Source organism: Cupriavidus sp. 01L45 (assembly GCF_056399885.1).
In genome coordinates this window covers 72487-83623 of record NZ_JBFTSG010000042.1, presented here as the reverse complement: position 1 = coordinate 83623, position 11137 = coordinate 72487, and the positions used below count along the sequence as shown (strand labels likewise).

12 protein-coding genes are annotated in these 11137 nt (G+C 66.0%); 5 read left to right on the top strand and 7 right to left on the bottom strand.

All coding sequences use genetic code 11. The features are described from left to right. Positions 1-58: 58 nt before the first annotated feature. Positions 59-439, bottom strand: coding sequence for a VOC family protein (locus AC1DT6_RS26575; RefSeq protein ID WP_441626052.1), 381 nt, complete (start codon positions 437-439; stop codon positions 59-61). 290 nt (positions 440-729) lie between these two features. Between AC1DT6_RS26575 and AC1DT6_RS26570 the strand changes: the two genes are divergently transcribed. Then, entirely contained in the window at positions 730-1932 is a 1203-nt protein-coding gene (locus tag AC1DT6_RS26570; protein WP_441626050.1) for an MFS transporter, read from the top strand. A 75-nt stretch (positions 1933-2007) separates the two neighbouring features. Here AC1DT6_RS26570 and AC1DT6_RS26565 read toward each other — a convergent pair whose 3' ends face one another. From AC1DT6_RS26565 to AC1DT6_RS26555, 3 genes are all read right to left on the bottom strand, one after another. After that, the gene (locus tag AC1DT6_RS26565) at positions 2008-2355 is read right to left on the bottom strand and encodes a hypothetical protein (protein ID WP_441626048.1); all 348 of its coding nucleotides are present in this window, start codon (positions 2353-2355) and stop codon (positions 2008-2010) included. 253 nt (positions 2356-2608) lie between these two features. Then, positions 2609-2911: a hypothetical protein gene (locus AC1DT6_RS26560; RefSeq protein WP_441626046.1), complete on the bottom strand. Its 303-nt coding sequence runs from the start codon at positions 2909-2911 to the stop codon at positions 2609-2611. Positions 2912-3022: 111 nt separating this feature from the next. Continuing rightward, complete coding sequence (locus AC1DT6_RS26555) at positions 3023-3526, bottom strand: GyrI-like domain-containing protein (RefSeq protein ID WP_441626044.1); 504 nt, start codon at positions 3524-3526, stop codon at positions 3023-3025. Between the two features lie 572 nt (positions 3527-4098). On the opposite strand from AC1DT6_RS26555, the gene AC1DT6_RS26550 reads away from it, so the two are divergent. The 3 genes from AC1DT6_RS26550 to AC1DT6_RS26540 all read left to right on the top strand — a co-directional run bounded on the left by AC1DT6_RS26550 (position 4099) and on the right by AC1DT6_RS26540 (position 7125). Then, positions 4099-4599, top strand: coding sequence for an ester cyclase (locus tag AC1DT6_RS26550; protein ID WP_441626042.1), 501 nt, complete (start codon positions 4099-4101; stop codon positions 4597-4599). A gap of 67 nt (positions 4600-4666) precedes the next feature. Further along, positions 4667-5779 (top strand): MBL fold metallo-hydrolase, encoded by a 1113-nt coding sequence (locus AC1DT6_RS26545; protein WP_441626040.1) that lies wholly within the window; start codon positions 4667-4669, stop codon positions 5777-5779. Further along, positions 5776-7125, top strand: coding sequence for an MFS transporter (locus tag AC1DT6_RS26540; protein ID WP_441626038.1), 1350 nt, complete (start codon positions 5776-5778; stop codon positions 7123-7125). Before AC1DT6_RS26545 ends, AC1DT6_RS26540 begins: the two co-directional genes overlap by 4 nt. 73 nt (positions 7126-7198) lie before the next feature. Here AC1DT6_RS26540 and AC1DT6_RS26535 read toward each other — a convergent pair whose 3' ends face one another. Further along, on the bottom strand, positions 7199-7639 hold the full coding sequence (locus tag AC1DT6_RS26535) for a DoxX family protein (protein WP_441626036.1): 441 nt from the start codon (positions 7637-7639) through the stop codon (positions 7199-7201). 231 nt (positions 7640-7870) lie between these two features. Between AC1DT6_RS26535 and AC1DT6_RS26530 the strand changes: the two genes are divergently transcribed. Beyond that, complete coding sequence (locus tag AC1DT6_RS26530) at positions 7871-8770, top strand: LysR family transcriptional regulator (protein WP_441626034.1); 900 nt, start codon at positions 7871-7873, stop codon at positions 8768-8770. An 11-nt stretch (positions 8771-8781) separates the two neighbouring features. Here the strand turns inward: AC1DT6_RS26530 and AC1DT6_RS26525 are convergent, their stop codons facing one another. Further along, entirely contained in the window at positions 8782-10284 is a 1503-nt protein-coding gene (locus tag AC1DT6_RS26525; RefSeq protein ID WP_441626032.1) for a sensor histidine kinase, read from the bottom strand. Beyond that, entirely contained in the window at positions 10281-11012 is a 732-nt protein-coding gene (locus tag AC1DT6_RS26520) for a response regulator transcription factor (protein WP_441626030.1), read from the bottom strand. The genes AC1DT6_RS26525 and AC1DT6_RS26520 overlap by 4 nt, the downstream gene beginning before the upstream one ends. Positions 11013-11137: the final 125 nt, after the last annotated feature.

The window sequence follows — 11137 nt, the reverse complement described above, 5'->3', positions numbered from 1 at the left end:
ATGTCACCTCGGATATCGCGCAGAGATCTGCCGCTGCCCCGCCGCCGGCTGCAAAGACCTACATCGGCTCAAGCACCGAGAGGATGTTGCCCGCCGGATCCTTGAACCACGCAATGACAGGGCCGCCGCTGTCCCGGCAGATCCCGCGTTCGTCGGTCTTCAGCCCAGGCAGGTCGTAGATCTCGAACCGCACGCCGCGCTTGCCCAGCTGTTCCACGGCGCGGTCCACGCTTTCCACGGGAAAATTCAGCACGGTAAACGTGGCTGGCGCATGGTTTGCCTTGGGATAGAGCAACACGTTGTTGCCGCCAGCAAGGTACAGCGTCAGCACGCCCCCGGTCTTTGTCACTTCCAGGCCCAGCGTTCCGCCATAGAAGTCCGTCGCTTTTGCGATGTCGTCGACCGAGAATCCGCTGAATGCATGACTGTCGCGCAACATGGATCGCTCCTTGATATGACTTCGGCATGCGCAGGTCCCGCCCACTCCGTCCTGCGAGCCTATGGCCCAGTATTGTTCATCGTGGCGGGGGACTCAAGCCGGCAACGCTGCGGCATGCACAGCGGGATGAATCCGTCCCGGGACATGGTGCATGTCCCGCACAAAGTGCACGCTTTCGCGCAACAAGCGCCTGCTCTATGCTTGGTGGTGAAGGGTTTGGCGGCATGGGCATGCTGCCGCGCGGCCGCGGGTGAATGACCGATTCCCTCGATGCATAGCCGGAGAGATCAATGCGCGCCCTGATCTTTTGTTCCGTGCAATTCCTGCTCGCGGTCACGTGGACGCTATACCTCGCGTTTCTTCCGCAACTGGCGGCGCAGGCGGGCATTCCCCGGGAACATGCCGCCTGGATCCTGTTGATGGACCAGGTGATCTTTGTCGCCATGGATTGCGCGCTGGGCATTGCCGCGGATCGTGTCGCGAATGCGATGCGGCATCTTGGCGGGTGGATACTGGCCATGACCGTGGCTTCGTGCGCCGCGTTTGTCCTGCTGCCGCACGCGACTTCACCAGTGCTCCTGATTGGCCTGACCGCGGTGTGGGCCGCGACATCTTCGGCGCTGCGCGCGCCGCCCATGGTGATCATCAGCAGGAGCATGAAGACTTCGGCCACGCCGTTCTTTGTGGCGTGCTCCTTTCTCGGCCTTGGCATCGCCGCCGCGCTGGCGCCCACGCTTACCGTCTGGCTGCGCGGTATATCGCCGACCTTGCCCTTTGTCGTTGCAAGCGCGGGCCTCGTCGTGGCTGTCGCAGCGTTACGCTGGGCCGAGACATTGCCTGCGCCCCTTGTTGACGATGCAGGAATGACAGCACGCGGCGCTGGGCGTGCGCGGATGATCTGGCTGTTCTTTGCTGCCGTCTGGTCCCTGGCGCTGGGATTTCAGATCCACACAACTGTCAACTCGGCGCCGGCATACCTGAAATTCATGCCGGCGTCCGATCTGGTTCGCGTCATGCCGGCATTCTGGATCGGCTTTGCGCTGTGCGTGCTGTTGCCGGGATCCGCAGTCTTCAGGCGCCTCCCGGCCTATGTTCTGCTGCTGGCGGCCACCGCGCTTGGCACGCTGGCCCTGTTCGGATTCGCGTCGGCGGCTTCCCTTGCCGGGGTCCTGGCCATGCAATGCGTGACAGGCGGGCTGTGGGGAGTGATCTTCGGCACCGCTGCGAACGCCGCCATTGATGCAGGCCATGTCGGGCGTGAAGGCTGCTTCACCGGGCTGGTGTTCGCGCTGTCCGCGCTCGCCGCGTTCACACGGATTGCCATCGTCACGTCAGGGGCCAGCAAGCATCCGGAGATAGCGGCCCTGTTGCCCTGGTTGCCGCCGCTTGCCTGGAGCGTAGCTGCGATACTGCTGGCGCTGTTTGTCGCGCACAACCTTGCCTACCTCGCCAGGCGGATGCACGCGACGCGCTGCGCGGCCGATTCCGGATAGGCCGGGATCCAGCCCTCGCCAGGCCCGCATGCGCGGATCTGGCGAGATGCTGGCGTGGCGGGTGCTGCCAGCCACTCACGTATTGGCGCCGTCGGTGTAGACGTCGAAGCTGCGCGAAGGCTCGGCCGATACGCCCCTGCGGTCCATGCCGGAGACCATGCGTCCACCGTCGGTGTAAGGGTCGACCATGCGTCCGCCGTCGGTGTACGGATCGACCATGCGGGCGCCGTCACTGAAGGTGTCGAACTTGCCGCTACGGCCACCGTCGGTGAACGCGTCGGTCTTGCCAGTGCGGAAGTTGTAGCCGTATTTGTCACCGGAGACGGTACTGTCCCGCGGGCCGGAGGCGTAGGCGGTACCTCCCAGGAGAGCTGCGGCAATTGCGGCGGCGGTGATGGCGGTACAGGCGAATTTGCGATTCATGATGTGCTCCTTCGAAGTGGGGGACGAACGCCGCGAAAGGCGCTCTACCTTCCCACAGAGCACACGCCATGCCATGGGCGCGGGGCCACGCGGTGTGCACGGAAGAGCCCAAAACGGGGAGCAAATGATGGGGCGCGGCCAACAACCGGCTGAACGCGTCGGTCGTGGCCCAACACCCTGCGCGGATGGCCTTTTGGTGGCTGATGGCAAAAATGCTGTCAAGCTCCCCGCGCGCGCCTGCGCGCCGGCTGCGCTATCGATTCTGGCTTGCCGTCTCGCCCGCTTCGGAGCGCCGGAGGGCGCGGTCGCATTTTTTCAGCAGCATCCGGGGCGATTGCTCCTCGTCGAGCTTCTTCCCGGCGGCAGCCAGCATCTCTGGCAGAGCAGGGTCGCGCGCCGCCTCGGCCATGGCTTGCCGGTCCCCGGCGTCCAGCTTGCCAAGCTCCGTCTGCAGGGCTGCCGTGTAGCGAGCCGCATTCGCGGGATCCAGCTTCGCGCACGCCATCGGGAAGGCAACGATGGAGGCGTACATCGCCACCTTGAATTCCGGCGTCAAGGGGCCGCAGGACGCGTCGGGTGGGCACTGTGCCGTGGCGAAGCTGCTTGCCGAATGCAGTATCAAAAACATGACGCCGGCTGGCTTTCTGTACATGCTGGTAGCTAGTCCTTATGCCGGCCCGCTCACCGCGTCCCTGAGCGGCAACCAGATTTCCACCGTGCCGGTTCCCGCGACAGGATCGAAGTCCGCGCTATAGCGCTCGAAATCGGGAGCATGCCCCGACTGGAAGCCTGATGCCGGCAGCCACGTTTGCCAGATGGTGCGGCAGGTCACGTGCAGCGTCGAGATATCGCCAGCATGCTCGAACACGGCATAGCGCTGCGGGTCTACCTTGATGGAGCGAAAGGACGGTGGCAGCCCGTCCGGGCTCCGCACCTCGACACCGGCGACATACTCGAAGCTGCCGTCCTTCCCGGGATTGCAGCACAAGCCGTAGGTGATCCAGCCCACCTGGCCCGGGACCTGTCCGATATAGGGAATGAACGTCTGCCAGAGTGCCGGGATGCCCGCGTGCGTGTCCGGCGTGAAACGGTCGCTGAGTCCGGCTACCCATAGCGTCGGGCCGGTTTCGAAACGTGGCGAAGGGAGATCGGCGGCTTTCGGTTCTTGCATGCGTACAGGCTCCGTCAAGGGAATACAAAAGGAACGTCTCAAGGAACGGCTATGGGCGACGCACGACAAGCGCTGCGCCGGGTATCACAGGAAACAGCCCGACAGCGCCCGCGGCGTCCCCGGTCAAGAACAGCGCCTGCGGCGTATCCGGGCTGACCGAGGTTCGGGAGCGAGCAAGTTTGACCATGGCGGCATGGTACCCCGGCGAAGCACTCGGGAGGAACATGCGCACGCCGATAGCGCCCATGCCGGTCTCCGGGCTGCTCAGCCTGCAAGCGTTCGCGGCACCGGCCGCACGGAAGACCCCGTTCGGACGAGGTTGCCTGCTACCCCTTGCGGACCGCGAGCGTAGCCATCTATGTCGAACTGACGACACGCATGGGCATGCCGGCGCAGGAAGCGGCGGACGCGTAGCCGCCCGGCCCTCATCAACCCCGGCACGGGGTTTATCCGGATCAGCAACTGCCAAGCCGCGACAGTCTTCCCGCGGCGCGCTGCAGATAATCGCTCCAGGCAACGGATGGCGGCACCAGCCGCACCGATCCGCAGATTGCCCCACATGGAGCTACAACATGACCGTTTCCTCCGAACTCAAGGCACACCGCGAACGCCTTGTGCTTGACCACTTTGCCGACGAAACGCGGCAGGATTTCGACGCGGTGCTCGCTACCTTTCCGCATCCGCACTATGAGCTGATCCCGAGCGGCGAAGTGCACGACGGCACCGATACCGTGCGCCAGTACTACATCGACAGCCGCAAGGCCTTCCCCGACCAACGGCACGAGATCATCCAGCTTCGTCACACGGACGATTCCGTCATCGTCGAGTTCTGGCTGCTTGGCACGCACCGCGGCCCGCTGCGCGGCCTGCCGCCGACGGGCAATGCCTTTCGCTGCCGCATGATCGCGCTGTTCATCTTCGAAGACGAGCGGCTGGTCTGCGAGCGCGTGTATTTCGACACGCTGACGATGATGCGCCAGTTGCTGGCCGGAACGCCGCCCGAGATATTGCCCCGGCTGATCGGCGGCCTGCTGGGGCAGCCGCAGGCGCACCAGGCCGAACCTGCCTTTTGAGCATTGCCACGCTGGGGGGAAAGAGAACAAACAAAAACGATAAAGCAAAGACCACAGGAGACACCGCATGAAACGCGAACCCGATCCGTCCGGCCCGTTGCCGCTCTCCGATTTCGACGGCGCCCGCGGCGCGCCCGCCCCGCAGGACCGCTTGCGCGCGCTGCGCCGCGCGGGGCAGCAGTTCCGCGAACAGTTCCTGGAGGAGCCGCCGGTACGGTTCGCGCGCAGCTTCAACCTTTTGCGAGTCCCCTACCCTGCCTGGTATGCGTTCAACGGCGTGTACTCGCAGCAGATGCTCAAGCCGCACCTGATCCACCTGCTATCGCGCATGACCTTGATCCAGTACGAGGACTTCGCGGGACAGTTGCGCACGCTGTTGTTCACTCCCGCGGACTTCGAGGCGGGCGCCGAGACGCCTTACTTCAAGCGCATGGGCACGCAGACGCCGCAATTCCTGCACAGCACCATCGCGCCCGTCTACGCCACCGTGCCGCAGGCGCTCGAGCGCTGCGGCGTGGCGCCGGAGCAGATCGACTACATCACCTACGATCACCTGCACACGCAGGACGTACGCCGCTGGCTCGGCAGCAACGGCCACGCCGGGCTGTTGCCGAACGCCAGGTTGCTGGTGCACCAGCAAGAACTGGCCAGCGTGCACGGCCTGCTGCCGGTACAGGCCGACTGGTACTGTCCCAATGGCCTGGCGGGCGTGCAGCCGGAACGCATCGTCGCCTTCAGCGGCAGCGTGCGCCTGGGGCGCGGCCTGGCACTCGTGCATACGCCAGGACATACGGAAGGCAACCACTCGCTGGTGTACCGCGCGCCAGACGGCATCCGCGTCAGCAGCGAAAACGGCGTCTCGGCGGATAGCTGGGCGCCTGCGAACTCGCGCCACAACGGCATCCGGCGCTTTGCCCGCGCCACCGGCGCGGAAGTGATCCTGAACGGCAATACCCAGGAGGGCAGCAACGACCAGTACCTGTCGATGGTGCTGGAGAAGACCATCGCGGGCACTTCGGAAGCCCATCCGTTCAGCAATGTCGTGCCTTCGTCCGAGTGCACGCCGTACTGGCTGTTCCCCGGCGCGCCATCCAGCCACCTGTGGGGCGAGACCGCATTCGGCGAACTGGCAGTCGCAAAGACTGCCGCGCTCCAGGAAGACAGGAGCGCCGCGCAATGAATACCGTCACCCTGACAAAGCGGGTCTGCATGGTGGCCGGCGATCCGGCCACCGACAGCGAACTGTTCCGCAAGATCACCTGGCGGCTGCTTCCCCTGCTGTGCATCTGCTACGTTTTCAACTACCTGGACCGGACCAACGTCGGCTACGCGCAGTTGCAGATGCGCGAGGATCTAGGCTTCAGCGATGCTGTGTTCGGCCTGGGAGCCAGCATCTTCTTCCTCGGCTATGCGCTGTTCGAGGTCCCGAGCAACCTGATGCTGGCGAAGATCGGTGTGCGGGCCACGCTGCTGCGCATCATGGGCCTGTGGGGGCTGGCGTCGGCGGCCATGATCTTTGTCAGCACGCCCACGCAGTTCTATGCGCTGCGGTTCCTGATCGGGGTGCTGGAAGCCGGCTTCGCGCCGGGCGTGCTGTTCTACTTCACGCTGTGGTACCCGTCGCGGCGGCGGGCGCAGGCCACGGCGCTGTTTTTCATGGCTTACGGCGCCGCGCCGATCGTCGCGGGCCCGCTGGCCGGACTGGTGATGACCTTTCTCAACGGCACGTGGTCCTTGCGGGGATGGCAGTGGCTCTTCCTGCTGGAGGGCATCCCGAGCGTGTTGCTGGGCATCCTGGCCTTCTTCGTGCTGGCGGACGGGCCCGCCCGGGCAAGGTGGCTGACCGCCCCGGAACAGCAGCGGGTAGCCCGCCTGCTCGAAGAGGACCAGGCCACGAATGGCAACCGCACCAGCCACGGCTTCGGCGCCGCGCTGCGCGACGGGCGCGTGTGGCTGCTCGGCCTGATCTCCTTCCTGGTCATCCTGGGCATCTATGCCTTGTCGTTCTGGCAGCCGACGTTGCTGAAGATGATGGGGCTGAGTGTGCTGCAGGTGGGCTTCTACGCAGTGGTGCCGGCGGTCGCCGGCATCGCGGCCTCCGTCGCCGTGGGACGCCATTCGGACCGCACCGGGGAGCGCCGCTGGCATTTTGCCGTGGCGGCGCTGGTTGGCGCGCTCGGCTTGTCGCTCACCACCATGTTCATGCACAGCCCGCTTGCCGCGGTGTTTTGCCTGGCGCTGTCGTCGGCGGGCGTTGCCAGCGCCTTCACCATCCTGTGGACCGTTCCCGGCAGCATCCTGGCGAACCGCGGCGCGGCCGGCGGCATCGCCATGATCAGCACGATCGGCGGCAGCGCCGGCCTGGTCGCACCGGTCATGGTCGGCGCGATCAAGGCGGCGACAGGCGGCTTTGCCTATAGCCTGTACATCCTGAGCGCCGCGCTGGTGCTGGCCGCGCTGATCTTCGTGCTGGCGTTTCCGATGCGCGCATTCCGCCCCGCCGGATCACGGGGCGCATCGTCCTGACACGTACCCATGTCCACACCGTTTCTGCGCAGACCGCTGTCCCCGCTCCCGCTTTGCCTGGGTCTGGCCAGACTCACGCATTGCCGCGGCGCGCGTCGAGGCTGAACCGGCCAGCGCCGTAGGCCACGATCTGCAACAAGCCGCCTGCCATCGCGATGTTCTTGAAGAAGTGGATGAACTGGTTCTGGTCCGCCAGGTTGGCATGGAAGGCCAGCGCGGTGGCTGCGCTGAAGACGGCGAGAATGGCGGCAACCAGACGCGTGCGGTAGCCCAGGACCAGGGCGAGGCCGCCCCCCAGTTCCACCAGGACTGCCAGTCCCAGGGCCAACTGCGGAAACGGCAGGCCCACCGACTGGATGTAGCCGACCATGGCCGCCGGCGCGGCAAGCTTGGACGCGCCGGACAGCAGGAAGATGGCGCTGACCAGAACACGGCCGAGCAGCGTCAGGCCCGCCGTGGCGGGGGATTCAGAAAAGGTGCGGCTCCGGGCGTCAAGCTGAGCGGTTTGAGACATGATGATTCTCCATTCGGTTTGGCCGCGCCGCCTTGGCTGGCCGGTTGAAACAAGCGATTCGGATTGGTCTGCGGCAAGACGTGCGCTGCACGGCTGTATTTCCGCATGGCCGTTGCTTCACTTTGCGTTACCTTGCATTGCGTTGCGCGGCCGATGGATGAAATGTAGGCGCGTTTTTACGTACGCGAAACTGGGATAATATGGATCGAAACGTTCGATGAAATCGATAAGATGCCCAATCCCGGTACGCCGACGCTGGATCAGCTGAAGGTCTTCCTGACTGTGGTGGATGTGGGCAGCTTTGCCGGCGCGGCACGAAAGCTGAGCCGGGCGACCTCGGTCATCAGCTATACGATCGCCAACCTGGAGAACCAGCTCGGCGTAGCGTTATTCGACCGCACGACCACGAAAAAACCGCAACTGACCGAGGCCGGCCGCACCGTGCTGGCCGAGGCGCGCACGGTCTACCTGCACATTGAGGGGTTGCGCGCCAAGGTAAAGGGCCTGCTGCAGGGCCTGGAGGCCGAACTCCATCTGGTGGTGGACGTGATGCTCCCCGCGGCACGGGTGGTGGATGCCCTGAAGGCATTCCGCGATGCATTCCCCACGGTGGCGCTTCACTTGCACATGGAGGCGCTTGGGGCGGTGGCGCAGCTGGTGCTGGACCAGGGTGCCACGATTGGCGTCAGCGGGCCGCTCAGCGCAGTCACGGCAGGGATCGAGCGCATCGGGATCGGCGGCGTCATGTTGCGGCCGGTCGCGGCTCCGGGCCACCCCCTGGCCAGCGCCAACCCCAATCCGCCAGGCGCCGGACGGCACCACGTGCAACTGGTGCTGTCGGATCGCTCCCCGCTCACGCGTAACGTGGACTTCTCGGTGATCGGCACGCACACATGGCGCCTGGCCGACCTGGGTGCCAAGCACATGCTGCTGCGCGAAGGTATCGGCTGGGGAAACATGCCGGTGCCGATGGTGCAGGAGGATCTCGACTCGGGCCGCCTGGTCCTGCTCGACCTGCCGGACTACAAGGGTGGCCTATACCCGTTCGATGCGATCTACCGGACCGACACGCCGCCCGGCCCCGCCGCCTCGTGGCTGATCTCCCGCTTTGCCGGCCAGGCCGCGGACTGAGCTCCGCCCCTTCAGCGGGATGCGCCGCCGGACACCGGCAGCTCAAAGCAAAACACTGTCCCCCTGCCAGCCCGTTCCACCAGCCGGATCTGGCTGTGATGCAACTGCAGCATGCGCTGGACGATCAGCAAACCCAGGCCGCCACCGCGATGCGCGCCGCCGGAACTGAACGGCCGCTGGAACAGGCTGTCGCGCAGTTCCGGCGGAATACCGGGGCCGGTATCGCTGACCGTGACCGACACCTTGCCCTCGCGCAGGGCCAGGTCGACGTCGATGGCGCCTTCGGCGGGCGTATGGCGGATGGCGTTATCGAGCAGGTTGGTCAGCACCCGCTCGATCATGCCGAGGTCGGCCGTGACGGCGGGCAAGCGCTGCGGGATGCCCGCGCGCAGCCGCAGATGCCGCGCTTCGGCCGGCAGCTCGAACTTCTGGAAGACATCCTGCAGCAGGTCCACCAGTGAAAAATCCTCCAGCGCTGGCTGGACGATGCCGTGCTCGAGCCGGGCCAGCTCGAAGAGCGATTGCGCCAGGCGGCCCACCTTGAGGCTTTGCGCGAGCGCGATGGACAGATAGCGCTTGCGTTCGGCTTCGCTGAGCGTGTCGGCCTTGAGCGACAGCGTCTCCAGGTAGCCATGCAGCGAGGTCAGCGGCGTACGCAGGTCGTGGGAGATGTTGGCGACGAGTTCGCGCCGCTCCTGGTCCTGCTTGGTCAGCGCGCGCCATTGCTCGGCGATGCGGTCCGCCATCTGCGCGAAAGCCGCCTCCAGCGCGACGATTTCATCGCGCGTGTTGGCGGACGGCGGGCGCGGCACGCGCGGCTGCGCCGGCGGCGCGGCGTCGGCATCGAAGCGGCGCATCGCTTCGGTCAGGCGGCGCAGCGGCCGGGTAATCAGCCCGAACGCCATCAGGCCCGCGAACAAACCCAGCAGCGCCACCAGCCCCATCGACCACAAGGTCGTCCGCAGCACCGAGTTGGCTGACGCCCTAGCCGCCAGTTCGTCATGCGCCTCGCCCAGCAGCACCACGTAGATATAGCCGGAGGGCTCGCCGCCGCCCGCGCGCAGCGGCGCCGCGCTGAACACCTTGCGCCCGCCGGCGCTGCGCGGGTCGTCGCCGAGGATAGGCAGCGGCTCGCCGGCCAGCAGGCGTTGCACCGGCTTGAGGTCCACCTGCTCGCGCTGCAGGTGGCCGGCCGGCGCGTCGTGTCCCTGGATGCGCCCCTGGCTGTCCAGCAGGTACACCTCCACGCTCGGGTTCACCACCATCAACTGGCCGAACAAGCGGCGCAAGGCATCCGGCTTCAGCCCGTTCGCATCCATCAGCGACGCGTTGCGGGCGATGTGCCCGGCAAGCCCGCGCGACAGGTCCTGGATGACCTCTTTCTCGCGCATGTCGTTCGAGCGGACCTGCAGCCAGGCGGAGGCGCCGCAGCAGGCCAGCAGCAGCACGGAGAAAACGAGCGACAGCCGCTGCGTCAGGGTGAGGCGCCGGCTCAGGTTCAGGCCGAGGTTCACGGCGCATCCCCCTGCGCCGCCGCGGGTCCCGCCGCGAGCTTGTAGCCATGCCCCCAGACGGTCAGGATGCGGCTGGGTTGCGCCGGATCGGCTTCGATCTTGGTGCGCAGCCGGTTAATATGGGTGTTGACCGTATGCTCGTAGCCCTCGTGCTGGTAGCCCCAGACGGCATTCAGCAGGTCCATGCGCGAGAACACCTTGCCCGGATGCCGGGCGAAGAAATACAGCAGGTCGAACTCGCGCGGCGTCAGTTCGATGCGCCGGCCGTCCACGGTGGCCTCGCGCGTCAGCGGATCGATCGACAGGCCGCCAAGCTCCAGGCTGCCGGCGTCGATCCGCAGGTCCTTTGCCATCGCATCCACCCGCCGCAGCAGCGCCTTCACGCGCGCCACCAGTTCAAGCACCGAGAACGGCTTGGCGAGGTAGTCGTCGGCGCCGAGTTCCAGGCCGAGGATGCGGTGCACCTCGCTGGACCGCGCGCTGGTGATGATGATCGGCGTGTAGCGCGCCATGGCGCGGGCGCGCCGGCATATCTCCAGGCCATCGACGCCGGGCAGCATCAGGTCAAGGATCAGCGCGTCCCAGTTGCCCTGCTCCAGCAGGCGCAGGCCCTCGTTGCCRTCGGCGCTGTGCACGACGTCATAGCGCTCGTCGCGCAGGTGCAGGCTGAGGATATTGGCGATGTCGACGTCGTCTTCGACAATCAGGATGCGCTTGGGGTGATCCACTTGGGGTGATCCGTTTGAGGTGATCCGGTTCTGGCCTCGGGGCGCGATCCCGCTCGCGCCTGGCAGGGCAGCCGCGGCAAGTGCGCCGGCCTGGCTATTGTGCAAAATTTCGAGGCATTGAGTTA